General features: G+C 38.0%; 20 protein-coding genes and 1 other RNA gene. 4 read left to right on the top strand and 17 right to left on the bottom strand.

What is annotated here, in order from left to right; all coding sequences use genetic code 11:
- Positions 1–160 precede the first annotated feature (160 nt).
- The gene (locus tag KUA55_RS16530) at positions 161–517 is read right to left on the bottom strand and encodes a hypothetical protein (protein WP_218327506.1); all 357 of its coding nucleotides are present in this window, start codon (positions 515–517) and stop codon (positions 161–163) included.
- Positions 518–595: 78 nt separating this feature from the next.
- Positions 596–994 (bottom strand): CvfD/Ygs/GSP13 family RNA-binding post-transcriptional regulator, encoded by a 399-nt coding sequence (locus KUA55_RS16535; protein WP_218327507.1) that lies wholly within the window; start codon positions 992–994, stop codon positions 596–598.
- Positions 995–1,144: 150 nt separating this feature from the next.
- On the opposite strand from KUA55_RS16535, the gene KUA55_RS16540 reads away from it, so the two are divergent.
- Positions 1,145–2,305, top strand: a complete 1,161-nt coding sequence (locus KUA55_RS16540) for a MalY/PatB family protein (protein ID WP_218327508.1) — start codon at positions 1,145–1,147, stop codon at positions 2,303–2,305.
- Positions 2,306–2,376: 71 nt separating this feature from the next.
- Here the strand turns inward: KUA55_RS16540 and KUA55_RS16545 are convergent, their stop codons facing one another.
- Positions 2,377–2,961, bottom strand: a complete 585-nt coding sequence (locus KUA55_RS16545) for a peptidylprolyl isomerase (RefSeq protein WP_343214738.1) — start codon at positions 2,959–2,961, stop codon at positions 2,377–2,379.
- Positions 2,962–3,071: 110 nt separating this feature from the next.
- Here KUA55_RS16545 and KUA55_RS16550 point away from each other — a divergent pair, with 110 nt between their 5' ends.
- Positions 3,072–4,070 carry an NAD(P)/FAD-dependent oxidoreductase gene (locus tag KUA55_RS16550; RefSeq protein WP_218327509.1) on the top strand — a complete coding sequence of 333 codons (999 nt, stop codon included), beginning with the start codon at positions 3,072–3,074 and terminating at the stop codon, positions 4,068–4,070.
- 1 nt (position 4,071) lies between these two features.
- Positions 4,072–4,581 carry a phosphatidylglycerophosphatase A family protein gene (locus tag KUA55_RS16555; protein WP_218327510.1) on the top strand — a complete coding sequence of 170 codons (510 nt, stop codon included), beginning with the start codon at positions 4,072–4,074 and terminating at the stop codon, positions 4,579–4,581.
- A gap of 41 nt (positions 4,582–4,622) precedes the next feature.
- Here KUA55_RS16555 and KUA55_RS16560 read toward each other — a convergent pair whose 3' ends face one another.
- From KUA55_RS16560 to KUA55_RS16590, 7 genes are all read right to left on the bottom strand, one after another.
- Positions 4,623–5,429, bottom strand: a complete 807-nt coding sequence (locus KUA55_RS16560; protein WP_218327511.1) for a MerR family transcriptional regulator — start codon at positions 5,427–5,429, stop codon at positions 4,623–4,625.
- Between the two features lie 5 nt (positions 5,430–5,434).
- Positions 5,435–6,175 carry an ABC transporter permease gene (locus tag KUA55_RS16565; protein ID WP_218327512.1) on the bottom strand — a complete coding sequence of 247 codons (741 nt, stop codon included), beginning with the start codon at positions 6,173–6,175 and terminating at the stop codon, positions 5,435–5,437.
- Entirely contained in the window at positions 6,168–6,890 is a 723-nt protein-coding gene (locus KUA55_RS16570) for an ABC transporter ATP-binding protein (RefSeq protein WP_218327513.1), read from the bottom strand. The genes KUA55_RS16565 and KUA55_RS16570 overlap by 8 nt, the downstream gene beginning before the upstream one ends.
- Positions 6,891–6,984: 94 nt before the next feature.
- Positions 6,985–7,638 (bottom strand): TIGR01906 family membrane protein, encoded by a 654-nt coding sequence (locus tag KUA55_RS16575; RefSeq protein ID WP_218327514.1) that lies wholly within the window; start codon positions 7,636–7,638, stop codon positions 6,985–6,987.
- Positions 7,619–8,386 carry a TIGR01457 family HAD-type hydrolase gene (locus KUA55_RS16580; RefSeq protein ID WP_218327515.1) on the bottom strand — a complete coding sequence of 256 codons (768 nt, stop codon included), beginning with the start codon at positions 8,384–8,386 and terminating at the stop codon, positions 7,619–7,621. The genes KUA55_RS16575 and KUA55_RS16580 overlap by 20 nt, the downstream gene beginning before the upstream one ends.
- Positions 8,387–8,390: 4 nt before the next feature.
- A complete protein-coding gene (locus KUA55_RS16585) occupies positions 8,391–8,996 on the bottom strand; it encodes a YutD family protein (protein ID WP_218327516.1) in 606 nt (201 codons plus the stop codon).
- A gap of 34 nt (positions 8,997–9,030) precedes the next feature.
- A complete protein-coding gene (locus tag KUA55_RS16590) occupies positions 9,031–10,410 on the bottom strand; it encodes a bifunctional metallophosphatase/5'-nucleotidase (RefSeq protein WP_218327517.1) in 1,380 nt (459 codons plus the stop codon).
- A gap of 82 nt (positions 10,411–10,492) precedes the next feature.
- On the opposite strand from KUA55_RS16590, the gene KUA55_RS16595 reads away from it, so the two are divergent.
- On the top strand, positions 10,493–10,957 hold the full coding sequence (locus KUA55_RS16595) for a methylated-DNA--[protein]-cysteine S-methyltransferase (protein WP_218327518.1): 465 nt from the start codon (positions 10,493–10,495) through the stop codon (positions 10,955–10,957).
- An 18-nt stretch (positions 10,958–10,975) separates the two neighbouring features.
- Here the strand turns inward: KUA55_RS16595 and KUA55_RS16600 are convergent, their stop codons facing one another.
- The 7 genes from KUA55_RS16600 to KUA55_RS16630 form a co-directional block, all read right to left on the bottom strand.
- Complete coding sequence (locus KUA55_RS16600) at positions 10,976–11,476, bottom strand: LURP-one-related/scramblase family protein (protein ID WP_218327519.1); 501 nt, start codon at positions 11,474–11,476, stop codon at positions 10,976–10,978.
- A gap of 11 nt (positions 11,477–11,487) precedes the next feature.
- Entirely contained in the window at positions 11,488–12,354 is an 867-nt protein-coding gene (locus tag KUA55_RS16605; RefSeq protein ID WP_218327520.1) for an SPFH domain-containing protein, read from the bottom strand.
- 101 nt (positions 12,355–12,455) lie between these two features.
- An RNA gene (ffs, locus tag KUA55_RS16610) (signal recognition particle sRNA small type) lies at positions 12,456–12,554 on the bottom strand.
- Between the two features lie 21 nt (positions 12,555–12,575).
- Positions 12,576–13,079 carry a tRNA adenosine(34) deaminase TadA gene (gene tadA, locus KUA55_RS16615; RefSeq protein WP_218327521.1) on the bottom strand — a complete coding sequence of 168 codons (504 nt, stop codon included), beginning with the start codon at positions 13,077–13,079 and terminating at the stop codon, positions 12,576–12,578.
- A 71-nt stretch (positions 13,080–13,150) separates the two neighbouring features.
- Positions 13,151–13,486: a hypothetical protein gene (locus tag KUA55_RS16620; RefSeq protein ID WP_218327522.1), complete on the bottom strand. Its 336-nt coding sequence runs from the start codon at positions 13,484–13,486 to the stop codon at positions 13,151–13,153.
- A 59-nt stretch (positions 13,487–13,545) separates the two neighbouring features.
- Entirely contained in the window at positions 13,546–14,259 is a 714-nt protein-coding gene (locus KUA55_RS16625; RefSeq protein ID WP_218327523.1) for a zinc metallopeptidase, read from the bottom strand.
- 80 nt (positions 14,260–14,339) lie between these two features.
- Positions 14,340–15,293 carry a DHH family phosphoesterase gene (locus KUA55_RS16630; protein WP_218327582.1) on the bottom strand — a complete coding sequence of 318 codons (954 nt, stop codon included), beginning with the start codon at positions 15,291–15,293 and terminating at the stop codon, positions 14,340–14,342.
- Between the last annotated feature and the right edge of the window lie 13 nt (positions 15,294–15,306).

Here is a 15,306-nt window from a genome sequence, read left to right on the forward strand (position 1 = left end):
AATATTTTTTTCGAAACTTTTTAAATCATTTCAAATTGTTTGCCTTCGTCATTTGACAGCTTAGTTAGATTATCATTTCATTTACAGTCCGTCAATAGTTTTTTTCTGAAAAAATAAAAAAATCTGAAAAGAAATTTTTCTTTCCAGATTTCACAGTATTTTATTTAAATAATGGTACGCCTTCAATTTGTACACTGCTTAAAATTTCTCTCAAACTATCTGGTGTTTCCCAAAAATAATCTTGGGGTAAAGCGGTGGTTGTACCTTGCATTTCAAATACATAAAGCGGCATGCTTTGTCCTCTACTTTGCGTATTTGTTAGCTCCATTAAATTAATATTGTTGACATCAATTAGCAACTTTTCCTTCAAAAAGTTCAAAAAGCTTGCTAAAACAGTGTTTCCAGTTTGGGTATCCGTGCGAGCGAATTCTTTCGTACTTCCATCTTCGTGAACTAAAAAACGTTTTGAACCATCTTCCAGATGTAACATAATCGTTCCAGATATTTGTTTTGTCACAATATTCACCTCTAAGTTTTACTGGTTAAAACATTGTAACATCTTTTCTGAAAAAATGGAATTTCCAAATGAAAAATATCATTGGTTTCCATCTTTTATTTTCGCAGCAGCATTTTCTTGTAATGCTTCATAGGTTTCTTTTGTCCAGATAGGCATGTTTTCTGCTAATGAACGAAAACCGATATGCTTGTTACGGTTGGTAAAGTATCTTTTTCGATGCAAAGATGGCGGTGCTGGATGCGTCATTAAAGTTCGTAAAGACAAACTGATTTTTTCAGTATACTCGTCAATATCAATGATTTGAACCTTGACTGTCTCACCGACATTTAAATATTGATGAATATTTTTAGTGTAGCCAGATTGGATTTCGGATACATGAATTAGTCCTTGTGTCTGATCATCTAATGATACAAATGCACCGTATGGCTGAATACCGGTAATTTTTCCTTTGATAACTTGTCCTATTTTATAACTCATTTGATTCCCTCTCTTCGCTTTTTCATTATACTTGAAAAGTTTAATTTATTATAGTTTTTTAGAAGAAAGCATTTTTTATTACTATTTCTTGCTTGTAAAACGTATACTGTTAATGAGAGAGGTCATGTTACGAATAGGAGGATTTTTTTTATGGTAAATTTTGATCAAGAAATTAATCGGACCGGAACACAAAGTATTAAATGGGACGAAATTAATAAGATGCACAATGAAAGTGGCTTACTTCCTTTGTGGATTGCCGATATGGATTTTAAAGCTCCTGAAGGGGTGATTGACAGCTATCAAAAATTATTGAATCACGGAATTTTTGGTTATACAGCAGCCAGTGATGACTTGTTTTCCGCTTTGATAAATTGGGAGAAGAAAAGATATAATTTATCATTAACCACTGAGAATATTTTACTTTTCACTAGTGTATTAGCAGGAATTACAACGGCGATTCAAACCTTCACACAAGCAAATGACGCTGTTTTGATTCACGATCCCGTATATCCACCCTTTGCTGACATTGTAAAACGAAATAAAAGAAAATTGGTCCGTAGTCGTTTAATTGAAGAAAAGGGACAATTTAAAATGGATTTTTCTGATATGGAAGAAAAATTCAAAAAGCAAAATATCAAAGCTTTTATTCTATGTAACCCCCATAATCCCGGTGGACGTGTCTGGTCGAAAGCGGAACTTACACAATTAGGCGAACTATGTAAAAAATATCATGTTATCGTGTTGGCAGATGAGATTCATCAAGATCTAGTATTTAAACCAGCCGAAATGACTTCATTTCTGACAGCCGGTTCCTTCGATGACTTTGCGATTAAATTTACTTCAGTCACTAAAACATTTAATTTAGCTGGCATCAAAAGTGCTGTAGCCATCGTTAAAAATCCTGCCTTGAAGACACGCTTGGAACAATATCAACAGATGAACTTCCAACACGAGGTCAATACTTTTGGAATGGTGGGCATGCAAGCCGCCTATGAAACCGGTGGAGAATGGCTAGCCGAATTGCTGGTTTATTTAAAGAAAAACATTGCTTATACTTTAGAATTCTTTGCTGAAAATCTTCCAAAAGTCAAGATCATGCAGCCGGAAGGAACCTATCTCTTGTGGTTAGATTTTTCTGAATATGGTTTAACTGATGAGGCATTAGAAAATAAATTGGTTCATGAAGGAAAAGTCGTTTTAAATCCGGGGATTAGCTATGGTTCTGGTGGCGCCCATCATATGCGTTTAAATGTTGCTTGTCCGCTAAAAACATTGCAAGCAGGTTTAGAGCGCATCAAGAAATGTTTGTAAAAATTAATTCATCTAAATAAAATGCCCCTCAAAAGCTGACTTAAAAACCAACTTTTGAGGGGCATTATTTTTTATTCTACTTCGATTGATTCGATGATTACATCGTTGACTGGTTTATCTTGTGGTCCACGTTTCACTGCACCGATGGCGTCGACAACGTCCATTCCATCAATGACTTGACCGAAAACAGTATGGCGACCATCTAACCAAGGTGTTCCACCATCTTTATAAGTTTCGACAATTTCATTTGGGAAACCAGCATCAGCCAATTGACCTAACATATTATCTGGTACATTTTGGTTGTTTACGATGAAAAATTGGCTACCATTAGTGTTTGGACCAGCATTTGCCATCGATAATGCACCACGAACGTTAAATAATTTTTGTGAAAATTCATCTTCAAATTTTGCACCATAGATACTTTCGCCACCCATACCAGTACCGGTTGGATCGCCACCTTGAATCATGAAATCAGGAATAACACGGTGAAAAATTACACCATCGTAGTAACCTTTGTTAGCTAATTCAATAAAGTTTTGAACTGTTCTTGGTGCTTCGTCGATAAATAATGCGACTTTAATATCTCCCATATTGGTTTTGATTGTTGCTTTTGGACCAAAATGAGCATCAATGTTTAATTGTGGAAACAAATTAATTTCCTCCTTTAATTTTACTGATTATATTTTATCAGATTTTCGCCAGATTTCACATTAATTCATTTCTCATAAAAGATTTGTTACAATAAGAGCTCGAAAGGAAGTTTGCTATGGAAATATATGATGTAACAATTATCGGAGCCGGACCAGTCGGTATGTATGCCGCTTTTTACGCTGGAATTCGACAAGCAAAAACTAAAATCATCGACTCTTTACCACAGCTTGGCGGACAGTTAACCACACTCTATGCCGAAAAATATATTTATGATATCCCAGGATTTCCTGCAATTAAAGCCGGTGACCTGATTCATAATTTAGAAGAACAGCTACAAACTTTTTCTCATACTTATTGTTTAGCTGAAGAAGTCATACATTTAGAAAAAAAAGAAGATTACTTTATCTTGACCACCAATAAAGACGTTCATTATAGTAAATCGGTCATCCTTGCCTTAGGAAACGGTTCTTTCCAGCCACGAAAATTACAAGTGGAAAAAGCGGATTACTTTGAGAATAATGGGATTGCTTACTATATAAATGATTTGATGCAATATGCTGGCAAGAAAGTTGCGATTGCTGGTGGAGGTGACTCGGCGATTGACTGGGCTTTAATGCTAGAACCAATTGCTGCAGAAGTCTCCTTAATTCATCGCCGCCCAGAATTTCGGGGGCATGAACACAGTGTGACAAAATTAAAAAATTCAACTGTTAAGCTATATACCTCGTATTTAATTAAAGAACTCCATGGTGAACAAAATTTAACGGGAATTACTTTGCAAAAAGCTAAAACAGATGAGTTTGAAACTTTAGACGTCGATACTTTGATGGTCAATTATGGTTTTACTTCTTCATTGGATCATTTGACAGTTTGGGGAATTGACAATTCTCGCCGTGGGATTGAAGTGGCTTCAAATATGGAGACTTCCTTAAAAGGCGTCTTTGCTGCTGGTGATATTGTCGACTATGATGGCAAGGTAAAACTAATTGCTACTGGTTTTGGTGAAGCACCGACAGCCATTAACAATGCGCTATTTTATAATGATCCTAAAACAAGACGTCAACCCGTCCACAGTACCAGCTTATTTCCAAAACTAAAAGAACAGGAGAATTGATATGGTTTTTGAGACAGATCATTTAGAAGAATTTGCTCGCGGTTTATTGGTAGAACGAGGTGTTTCAATCAACGACATCGCCGAATTGGTTTTCTTTTTACAAAAAGATTATGTGGTGGATTTAACCCTTGAACAATGTGCTTACAGCGTTGATCGAGTGTTGACTAAACGAGAAGTCCACAATGCGATTATTACCGGTGTGCAACTGGATAAATTAGCCGAAGAAAAAAAACTAGACTCACCCTTGCAGGAAATCATCGAGGAAGATGAGGGCTTGTATGGCATTGATGAAATCATGGCGTTATCGATCGTCAATGTGTTTGGTTCTATTGGTTTTACTAACTATGGCTATATCGACAAAGTCAAACCAGGGATTTTAGAAAAATTAAACAGCCATGATGGTGTTCATGTTCATACTTTTTTAGATGACTTAGTGGGCGCAATTGCGGCGGCGGCGGCCAGTCGTTTGGCCCACGAAGAACCACAAAAATTAGATGGCTCAATGAAATAAAACGAGACAGCACTAGATTTTTTTCTAGCGCTGTCTCATTTTTATTTTACTGGTATTTGAATTTCTGTCAGCCATTCTTCAGTCGATTCTTTATTCCAGATACCGTCAATATAATTTTCTCGCGGCAAATCAGCTATTTCGAAACCATGGGCTTCAATATAATTCAATATCGCTGCGTAGGCTTGTGGTAGATTTTCATAAGCGCCTCGATGCATCGTACAAACAGCTCGTGGCACTTCTTCGATTATCTTAAATTTCAACTCGCCAAAATCGGCCTTCATTTCGGTGACCGCTTCACAAATTTCGTAATCAATTTCACTTTCGCGATATTCCTGATCGTGATAAATGTTGAAACAATATTCAGGAATCCGACATTCACAACCAGCTTGTTCCATTAAGCGCCCCATTTCTGGCACAACGGTTAAAAGTTCCTGATAAGTATTGACTGTTCTGCGAACGGAAGCAATAATCACTTCTGGCAGTCTCTTTTCCACCATGTGATAAGTCTGCAAATAATCTTGTTGCATATAGCTTTCAATCATCGATAACATTTGAGTCTTCTCGGCAATTTCCCGTAAAAGTTGGACCTTTTTGTGCTGCAGCAAATTATTCTCTGCTTTCCCCTGGGTGCTGGCTTGAATTTCTTCAATCGAAAAACCAATCTTTTTTAGTGCCAATAATTGATGCAACTGTCCTACTTGACCTGCACTATAATAGCGATAACCATTATCAGGATCAATAAAACGTGGCTTCAACAAGCCAATATCATCATAATAGCGCAATGTTTTAATCGTCACTTGATTCATTTTAGAAAACATGCCGATCCGATATAATTTTTCTTCTTCCATCTCATCTACTCCCAACGAAAAATTTTGATTGCCACAACGAAGGTGAGAATACCTAGAAGGACTAGGTAGCTAATGATCATCCCTTGATTTTCTAACGGCTGCGCCAAAGTGATACTCTTTAAAAGTTTGATACCTTGGGTTAAAGGTAAAACAGTAGCGACCTGTTGAACTACCTTAGGAAATAATTCAAAAGGAATCACCGCTCCCGATAAAAACAACATTGGAAAATAAACAAAAGTACAAACAACGTTAGCAATCTTCAAATTTTTACACAAGCTAGCAATCAATAAACCTAAACCATACATACTGAACATCACTAAAAAGTAGCCGCCAATTAATTTTAGCCAACTGCCCTGCATTTGATAATTCAAGAAGACAATCCCTACAAATATCACGATAACCGCTGAAGCAATCGCGGTCAAGGCTGCTACGATAAATTGCGCCAATATAACTACCAGCGGAGAAACCGGCGTCACAAAAAAATGTTTCAAAATCTTTTTGTCCCGATAATCACAGATCGTCAGCGGAATCCCCATAAAAGCTGTTGCACAGATACCGACAGCCAACAAAGACGCAAAACTACTGTCTAAAAAAGTATAATCCGCACCGTTTGCCGAATGATTGCCAGCAATCATCTCAATCAAAAGTAATACACAAACAGGCATACCAATCCCAAAAATAATGCCATCCAATGTTCGCGTCGCTAATTTCCCTTGAATTTTTGTTAAGGTTAATAAACTATGCATGCTTGTTCCCTCCCATATAAAAAAGATACGCCTCTTCTAAATTGTCGTACATTGTTTGTTGAATGACTTCCTCCACTTCACCCGTGATCACTTTTTGCCCATCCTTTATTAAAAATACCCGATCACACAACATTTCAGCCTCTTCCATATAATGAGTTGTCAAAATAATCGTCAAGCCTTGCTTCTTTAGATCTAACAACGTTTGCCAAACTTCTCGCCGCGCTTCAGTATCTAAGCCAGTCGTTAGCTCATCTAGAAAAATCACTTGCGGTTGCGGAATGAGGGCTAAAATAATTGAAAGTTTTTGTCTTTGTCCACCTGATAAATCTGCTACTTTTTGTTTCAAGAATGGTTCAAGACCAAATAATGTCAGCAATTCTCGATAGTCTCTTGGCGCTTCGTACAAGCTAGCCATCTCTTCACACAATTCTTGCACCCGAATCATGTCCTGATAACTGGATGATTGCAGCTGAACCCCGACCTTTTGAAAAACAGTCTGACGATTCTTTCTAGGATTGCTACCGAAAATTTTAGCTTCTCCAGCATCCAGTTTGCGAATACCTAGGAGACATTCAATTGTAGTAGATTTCCCAGCGCCATTAGGTCCCAACAACCCAAAAACTTCTCCTGCCTTGACTGAAAAGCTTAAGCCCTTTACAACTATTTTCCCTCCATATTTTTTGGTTAGATTTTTTGCTTCGACACAGATTGTCATCATCGACCGCCCCTTTCATTTACTAGGATATAATCTCCCCTAAGTGGAGGGTCAACCGATTTTTTGCAAAAAAAAAGCAACGAAAATTCGTCGCTTACAAGACATCTCTTTTTAAAGAACGTTTGCCAATGAAAATCTGCACCAAGAAAAATACCTCTAGTAATACAAAAAATAAAATAAAACAATACATAAAGAAATCTTCTGGTAGCACATTGATAATCGGATCAGTCACCGGATTAAATATCCAGTCATCATTACTGAAAAACGTTTCATGGAATAAGACAAAGAACTGATTAAAATTCAACGCACCAACAGCTGCAATTACCAAAGGAATGACAAAAGCAATTTTAAAGGGTCGCTGCATGGTCCATAAACGCTTCGTCTTCACTAAATGACGCAAATAAAAAATACTGGGAATGATGGTCACAATTAACACACCATAATTCAGTAGAAATAACTTTTTCACATCTACAAAATGCACGGCACCACTTTCAGAGACTGGAAAATCAGACATCTTTAATTGATCTACCCAAGGTAAATTCAAATAATGCATCAGCTGATCGAAGTTTTTCATCAGTTGATTTTTTGAAAAAGTTACATAGTCCAACACATTTAAATGATCCACCGAAAAGCTATATAACCAACGAGCATTAATCGTTAAAGTAATCGCTAAAGTCAACAAGGTAAAAATCCAACAAATTAAACCTAATCGCTCCAGCCATTTCCAGCTATTCAAATGACCACTCATCTAAAGAATCCACTACATATGTCGGTGCTTCTGGTAAAGTGGCTACTTCAGCTTTTTGAGTAAAGCCTGATAAGACAAGAAGTGAATCAACTTGATTATTGATTCCTGCTAGAATATCCGTCGTGTAGTTATCCCCTACCATTAAGACTTCTGATTTTTTTAAATTGAGAATTTCGATGGCTTTATCCATGATGATGGCTTCAGGCTTACCGATGTAAGTCGCTTTTTGTTGCGTCGAAGCTTCCACCATGGCAATCACAGAACCAGCTCCTGGTAAAAGTCCACGTTCTGTCGGAATATTTTTATCTGGATTGGTGCCGATAAATTTCCCGCCTTTTTGAATGGCTAAAGTAGCTTTGACAAATTTCTCATACGTTAATTCTGTATCTAGGCCAACTACTACATAGTCTGGAGTTTCTTCATCCCAAACAAAACCAGCTGCCAAAATCGGCTCAACCAAACCGGGTTCACCGATAATATAAACCTTGTTGCCTAAATGTAAATCCTTCATATAATCAATCGTTGCCAAAGTAGCGGTATACACCGTTTCCTCCGGTACATTGATCGCAAATTCATTTTTCAAACGACTAGCCACCATCGCTGGAGTTTTCGTTGTGTTATTGGTTAAAAATAAAAACGGAATTTCTTGTTTTTGTAAGCTTTCTACGAAGCGGCGTCCCGCTGGAATCGGCTCTGTTCCGCGATAGATGGTTCCATCTAAATCAATTAAATACCCTTGATATTTCACATACTCACTCTTCTCTTTGTCGAATCACAAAACGACCTTGGTTATCTTGTTCTTTTGGTTTACTAGTTGTTTCTTTTTTCGGTTTGCGATTTTTTATCACTGGTTTTTTCTTGGATTGATTACTAACAGCCACCTTTTTTTCTTCTGTGTAGGCTTGGTTAGTCACTTTTTTATTTTTTGGTCGTTTACGTTTCTTACGATTGGCATTACTTCTTTTACCACCAGTCCGCTCAATCACAAAAAAAGCACAGCCAAAGTTACAATATTCATATAAATAGTCTTCTAACGTATCAATCCGTTGTTCGGGATTGCTTTTACGATCATCACTTCTAAAGAAACCTTTTAAACGTAATTTTTCATAGCCCCAGTCACCTACGACATAATCATAGCGACTCAAGACATCGCTGAAGCGTTCACCTAACATGTCGGCATCAAAGCCGTCACGATAATTTTTTACTAGTTGATATTGGCGTTCGCCTACCAGTAGATTTTTGTCGTCTACCATGGTTACCAACTCACCTTTTTTCTTTTCTTCAACGGGGGTTTCTACGATTTCTTCAAGTACAGATGTCATTTCATCTGTGACATTTTTTTCTTTTGTTTCTGACATCTTCTCACCACCTGAAAGTTATTATACCTTGTTTTTATTGGATTGGGTAGTAACGATGGAGATAGTCTCCCAGAACTGTCCGAATAAAAGCCGGAAATAAAAATTGATAATCACCAGCAATTTCAATCGTTGGGAAAAAGGGGACAAACATAAAATGATCCACCGTAACAATACTATACGTACCAGCCGGATCCACCAGCTCACCTAAATAACGGACTTGGTGATTAACGGCGTCATATTCGATACCGTCATACACCAAATGACCAAAAACCTTTCCACGAAAGCCCATGCCCATCACAGGAAATTGAATTAGAAAATGACGATTCTTTTCCATTTCAAAAATCAAACGAATCAAATCACTGCCGCTAAAAGTTACTTTGATTAAATGCATCGGATGAGGCAAAGCTTCATGGAGCTGATCTTGGTTGACGACCCCTTTAGGTAAATCTGCTAAAAATAAACCGGTATTCAAAATAGCCGCCTCTGTATTTGCGGATTCTTCCACTGCCTTCAAAGCATATTTAATCATGGGATGATCGCCAAAAGGTTTTTGGGTCATCTCAAAAGGAATCTTAGCGACGGTCTTTTCTGCTAATAACTGATGCCCTTCTGCAAAATAGCCAGCAATTTCTTCTTCATCCTCTGGTAATGCCAACATATCAGCTGTCGCAAAAGTATCGGCTTTGGTCTTAACAATCTTATGATCATCATCTAAGTAGAGATCGACTTCACCGACATACTGACCGAATTTTCCAGCAGCCGCCAGCTGAACATTGCCGATTTTTTCGCCTTTTTCAAATAAATGATGGGTGTGAGAACCTAAAATCAAATCGATTTGAGGAAATTCTACCGCAATGCGGCGATCGACACTAATCCCTAAATGGCTCAGCAAAATTAGTACATCCACTTTCGGACGCATATCTGCCACCAAGCGGGGTAAAATATCCGTTTCTTGGCGAATATCCCAGCCATTGGGATTATAAGTCAATGGAAAAGGCGCAGTAAAAGCGATTAAGCCAATTTTGGTCCCTTTTTCTGTCGTCATTATTTTACTTGGTTGCGCCCATTCCGGCGGTTGTAACGTATTTTTATCAAATAAATTATCTAATAAAACATCAAAATTTGCTTCATCATATAGATGGTTTAATTCCGCTTTTGAATTGCCCACCCCTTCATTATTACCGATGGTGGCAGCATCATAATGAATCTGATTCATTAGCTGGACATTCGCCTGACCATTGGTTGCTTCAGTTAAAGGATGCCAGCGATCCACAAAATCACCTAAATCCACGGTAATAATTGGACCATCGGTAGTTTCCGCTTGTTTACGACTCAATAAAAAGCGGCGAATTTTAGGCCAATTTTCTAAATGGGAGTGCAAATCATTCGTATGTAAAATGTTAATTTTTTCCATAACAAGCCTCTTTCTCACTAGTTTAAACTGTTTTTATAGTACCATAGAGTTATAAAAATCCCGAAGTAAAGGAGCCATTGCCATGAAATTTTCTTCTATTCTTGGTCCGATTTGGTTAGATGCTGATGAAACTAGCTTGACGCAGGTTTCCTACAGTGAAATTCCTGAAACTGCTGAGGCTAATCAAGCGATTCTATTGCAAGCCAAAGATGAAATCATCGGCTACTTAGCTGGCGAACGAATTGACTTTAGCGTACCAATAAAATTTTTAAGTGGCACGCCTTTTCAACAAGCTGCTTGGCGGGAATTACAAACCATTCCTTATGGAGAAACCCGCAGCTATCAAGAACAAGCGACAAATATCGACCGACCAAAAGCTGTCCGAGCGATCGGTCAAGCCAATCGCAACAATCCCCTGGCAATCATTGTCCCTTGTCACCGCGTCCTAGGAAAAAATGGTCAATTAACTGGCTATTCCGGTTCTGGTGAAAAAGGTTTAGCCATCAAAGCCCAATTATTAAAGATCGAAAAAAGCCGAGAAAGCTAATCACTTTCCCGGCTATTTCTAACTACTAGAACCTGAGCTACTATTCGCTGATTCATCTGCTTTTACCCGATCAATGGCAATTACAATCGACAAGATCATAATTAAATAGTCTTCATCAAATATTTTAATTTCGTAGGTATCGCCCCACGAAACCCATTTTTTGTGAATTTCTGCCAAGGTTTTTCCTTTACGTTCAACGCTAAAATCCATGTCCCACCAATTGCCATCAACACTGACACCATCAGCATTAATTTCATACTTGGCTTTTAAAAAAGTCAGTTTCTTTTGAATCTCCACCATTTCTTTACCGTCAATTTCAACAAAGAATTTTGGTAATAGGCTGATGGTTTTCTTAGTGATCTTACTGACTTCTCGGCCTTGTTCATCGGTAATTTCAAAAGTTTTTGGAATCTTCATAAAGCTACCATTCACGTAAAATCGTGGTTGCTGATTTTCATCAGTGACAGTAAATTTTTCGCCAATACTAAAGACTTTTTGCTTAATGTATAAAGTTTTCATTGGTCACCTCGCTAATTGTCCACATCGCCAGTATTAATCACTGGTTGAGTTCCTTTATCGGTAATAATAGACACCAGTAAATTATTAATCAATTGAATTTTTTTATCGTCGCTAAAAGCGATTTGTTGACCAGCTTCGATTTGTTCTAAAGCCATTTGCGTCATGGTCACTGCACCTTCCACGATTGTTTGTCGTGCAGATAAGATTGCTTTGGCTTGCTGACGTTGAAGCATTGCGTTGGCAATCTCAGTAGCATAAGCCAAATGATTCAAGCGGGTTTCCACGACTTCTACACCAGCAATTGCTAGACGTTCTTGTAATTCTAACGCCAATTTTTCAGAAACTTCTTCAGTATTTCCCCGCAAAGTTAAATCATTTTCATCAAAGGTGTCGTAAGGATATTGAGTGGCAATATGACGAATCGCTGTTTCACTTTGGATTTCGACAAAATCTAAATAGTAATCAACATCAAACAAAGCTTTCGCCGTATCGACTACTTTAAACACAACCACTGCTGAAATCTCAACTGGATTACCGTCAGAATCATTAACCTTCAACAATGAACTATTAAAGTTACGTACCTTCATTGAAATATTGGTTTTTTGGGTCAAAGGAGTTGTGATAAACAAGCCATTATCCTTAATCGTGCCTAAATATTTTCCAAAAAATAAAACTGCTTTGGCTTGATTCGGTCCGACAATCGTTAACGAACTTAAAAACAGAACTGTAATAATCCACAAAACAATCCCGATAACTACCAAGCTGCTACTTTCACTCAAGGTTCCCCGTAAAAACAATAAGCCCCCGGCAACAAATAATATCACCAAGCCTAACAAACCAACATATCCATTCATATGAAAAGCTTTTTTCTCTTGCATTTTCAAAACCCTCCTCTTAAGTTGCCCTTAATTCTACGCCTCTTTCATGTAGCTTTCAAATTTTTGTACAACAAAAAAAGCACCTTCCAACGAAGATGCTGAATCAACAATATAATCAGGCACATAGCAGATCCTGCTTAGTGCTGCTTCCTTCCGGATCTGACACAATTCACAAGCCTGCCATTGCCCTAGCCTTTCGGCAAAAGTTAGTATAACAAAAACTACTCTTTTTGACCAGTCTTTTTTTTCTTAGCTCTAATTTGTCTAAAAAAATTGGTCAATAAAGTGCCACATTCTTCAGCTAAAATATCGCCTTCTACATATGCTCGATGGTTAAACCGCTGATCTGTCAGCAAGTTCATCAAGGTTCCGGCAGTTCCACCTTTCGGATCGGCTGCCCCAAAATAAACTTCCTCCACTCGTGCCAAAATCATTGCGCCACTACACATGGGACAAGGTTCTAGCGTCACGAAAAGTTGGCACTCTTCTAGGCGCCAGCTTTCAATTTTTCGGCAAGCCTCTTGAATCGCAAACATTTCAGCATGGCTGGTGGCATCTTGACTGTGCTCTCTTAAATTATGTCCGCGACCGATAATCTCACCTTGATACACGACGATTGCTCCGATGGGAACTTCGGCGATGGCTTCCGCTTTTTTTGCTTCCTTGATGGCTTCCATCATAAAAAAATCTTTTTCTGCTTGATTAAACGAACTGATTCTTTCCATAAAAACTCCAATAATCATTTTCTTTTACTATAACAAAAAAACCAATGGAAATTATCCACTGGTTCAAAATTTTACATCATTTTATCAACAAATTGGAACAAACGATCTTTTAAATCTTCTGTACTGTCTTTGATGGATTCACCATAAACAGATACACGTTTTTTGCCGACCTTTATCTTTGCTAGGATATTCATCAGATTTTCTAAATCTTCATCTGATAATTTATCCACGATTCCTAGAAGTCTTTCGCTACCATCGAATTTATCATTGACGAACCGTTTCACTTTACAACGGTTTGACAGATGATGGGCTTTTTCAATGACCTTCCCAGAAACCACTGCAACACTTGCGACACCGACAACAGCTAAAGCACTGACACCAATTTTGATTTTTGTTGAATTTTTCATAGTTTTCGCCCCTCTTTTTCATCATACCACAGGTTTGAAATTTGTAAAAAAATTCAGTGTTAATTTCGGCGATTGTTACCGCCAAATAATATGACTAGCCGCAATAACTGCAAGAAAGTCGCCATCGCACCAGCGACATAAGTCAAAGCTGCCGCAAATAGTACTTTTTTGGCTGCTGCTAGTTCTTCACTATCTAACAAATCCCCTTGACCTAAAATTTTCAAGGCTCTTCTTGAAGCATCAAATTCCACTGGCAAAGTGATTATTTGAAATAATAAAGCCAATGAAAAAGCAAAAATCCCGATATTGATCAAGGTTTGATTCCAGCTCATAAACACGCCGATTAAAATCAAAGGAAAGGCCAAGGTAGATCCTAAGTTTGCAACAGGAACGATCGCACCACGAATCTTCATCGGTATATAATGTTTAGCATCCTGAACCGCATGACCGCACTCGTGAGCGGCTACACCAATCGCTGCAACTGATGTTGATTGTGCGGTTGATTCCGACAAACTCAACATTTTATTGCCACTATTGTAATTATCGGTTAAATCTCCCGAAATTTGGGTCACACCGACATCATTGATTCCTTGGTTTTGTAAAATATAGCGAGCAGCTTCTGTCCCAGTCACGCCTTTGCGACTACGAACTTCATCGTATTTTGCATATGTTGATTTTACATAAGCGGAAGCAGCACCGGTAATGACTAAACCAATAATCACTAAAATAAAGGTTGGATCAAAAAGACTAAATAATCCATAACCACCGTACATAACTTGTCACTCTCCTATTCTTCACTAATCCTCTGACGACTAATTTATCATTTTTTAGTGAACTTATTGTGAACTGTTTCCTAAGAATTGCTTTGTTTAAAGTCCCGACACAAGGCTTGAATTTCTTGATAAATTTCTTGGGCTTCTTTTTTATCATGGGCATTGGCACCACTGGCTAATGGATGTCCACCACCGTGATGTTTTTTGGCTAATTGGTTAATCACTGGTCCTTTAGAACGTAATCGCACACGATAATAACCTTCCGGCTGTTCTACAAAAACACCCCAAGCCAAGACTTCATCGATCACACCTGGTAATGGTACCAGCGCTGAAGTATCGGCATCGATAATCCCATATTCCGTCATGATTTCTTTGGTTAAATAGACATAAGCTGCCCCATTTTCATCAACGGTTAAATGTTGATACAGATAACCTGAAAGTCTCGCTACACTAAAGGAGATTTGCTCGATTTCACGATTTAGTTTTGCGGCATCAATCCCATAATCTAAAAGCTCCGCGGCTATTCTTAAAGTATGACTAGTGGTCGCTGGGTATAAAAATCGTCCGGTATCACCAACAATTCCCGCATAAAGTAATCGCGCGGTATTTTCCGACATATTTAAATCTGTTTGATTAATCAAATCTGCAATCATTTCACTACTACTACTGGCACTCGTCTTAACCCAATGGATATCTCCATAAGGTTCATCATTGGGATGATGGTCAATTTTTATTAAAAAATCCCCGGTATGATAACGTTGGTCGCTGACCCGCGGAGTATTGGCTGTATCAGTCACAATCACTAGGGCAGTTTGATAATAATCATCAGGAATTTCTTGCATTTCCGCTAAAAATTCTAAGCCTTCTACTGGTCCACCGACTTGATAGACTTCTTTATTCGGAAAAGTAAAACGAATCGCTTCTGCCAATCCGACTTGTGAGCCTAAAGCATCTGGATCAGGCCGTTGATGACGGTGAATAATAATCCGTTGATATTCTTTTATCTTGCTAAAAATCTCTTCTAAAATTTCCATACGTTCTCCATTC

The sequence above is a fragment of the Enterococcus alishanensis genome (assembly GCF_019218635.1).
GTDB classification, from domain to species: Bacteria; Bacillota; Bacilli; order Lactobacillales; family Enterococcaceae; genus Enterococcus_A; species Enterococcus_A alishanensis.

What these genes read in the sequence shown, in the direction of transcription:
- KUA55_RS16535 (WP_218327507.1), bottom strand. Translation starts at nt 994, where the DNA reads ATGAGTTATAAAATAGGACAAGTTATCAAAGGAAAAATTACCGGTATT.
- KUA55_RS16540 (WP_218327508.1), top strand. Translation starts at nt 1,145, where the DNA reads ATGGTAAATTTTGATCAAGAAATTAATCGGACCGGAACACAAAGTATT.
- KUA55_RS16550 (WP_218327509.1), top strand. Translation starts at nt 3,072, where the DNA reads ATGGAAATATATGATGTAACAATTATCGGAGCCGGACCAGTCGGTATG.
- KUA55_RS16555 (WP_218327510.1), top strand. Translation starts at nt 4,072, where the DNA reads ATGGTTTTTGAGACAGATCATTTAGAAGAATTTGCTCGCGGTTTATTG.
- KUA55_RS16560 (WP_218327511.1), bottom strand. Translation starts at nt 5,429, where the DNA reads ATGGAAGAAGAAAAATTATATCGGATCGGCATGTTTTCTAAAATGAAT.
- KUA55_RS16565 (WP_218327512.1), bottom strand. Translation starts at nt 6,175, where the DNA reads ATGCATAGTTTATTAACCTTAACAAAAATTCAAGGGAAATTAGCGACG.
- KUA55_RS16570 (WP_218327513.1), bottom strand. Translation starts at nt 6,890, where the DNA reads ATGACAATCTGTGTCGAAGCAAAAAATCTAACCAAAAAATATGGAGGG.
- KUA55_RS16575 (WP_218327514.1), bottom strand. Translation starts at nt 7,638, where the DNA reads ATGAGTGGTCATTTGAATAGCTGGAAATGGCTGGAGCGATTAGGTTTA.
- KUA55_RS16585 (WP_218327516.1), bottom strand. Translation starts at nt 8,996, where the DNA reads ATGTCAGAAACAAAAGAAAAAAATGTCACAGATGAAATGACATCTGTA.
- KUA55_RS16590 (WP_218327517.1), bottom strand. Translation starts at nt 10,410, where the DNA reads ATGGAAAAAATTAACATTTTACATACGAATGATTTGCACTCCCATTTA.
- KUA55_RS16595 (WP_218327518.1), top strand. Translation starts at nt 10,493, where the DNA reads ATGAAATTTTCTTCTATTCTTGGTCCGATTTGGTTAGATGCTGATGAA.
- KUA55_RS16600 (WP_218327519.1), bottom strand. Translation starts at nt 11,476, where the DNA reads ATGAAAACTTTATACATTAAGCAAAAAGTCTTTAGTATTGGCGAAAAA.
- KUA55_RS16605 (WP_218327520.1), bottom strand. Translation starts at nt 12,354, where the DNA reads ATGCAAGAGAAAAAAGCTTTTCATATGAATGGATATGTTGGTTTGTTA.
- tadA (WP_218327521.1), bottom strand. Translation starts at nt 13,079, where the DNA reads ATGGAAAGAATCAGTTCGTTTAATCAAGCAGAAAAAGATTTTTTTATG.
- KUA55_RS16620 (WP_218327522.1), bottom strand. Translation starts at nt 13,486, where the DNA reads ATGAAAAATTCAACAAAAATCAAAATTGGTGTCAGTGCTTTAGCTGTT.
- KUA55_RS16625 (WP_218327523.1), bottom strand. Translation starts at nt 14,259, where the DNA reads ATGTACGGTGGTTATGGATTATTTAGTCTTTTTGATCCAACCTTTATT.
- KUA55_RS16630 (WP_218327582.1), bottom strand. Translation starts at nt 15,293, where the DNA reads ATGGAAATTTTAGAAGAGATTTTTAGCAAGATAAAAGAATATCAACGG.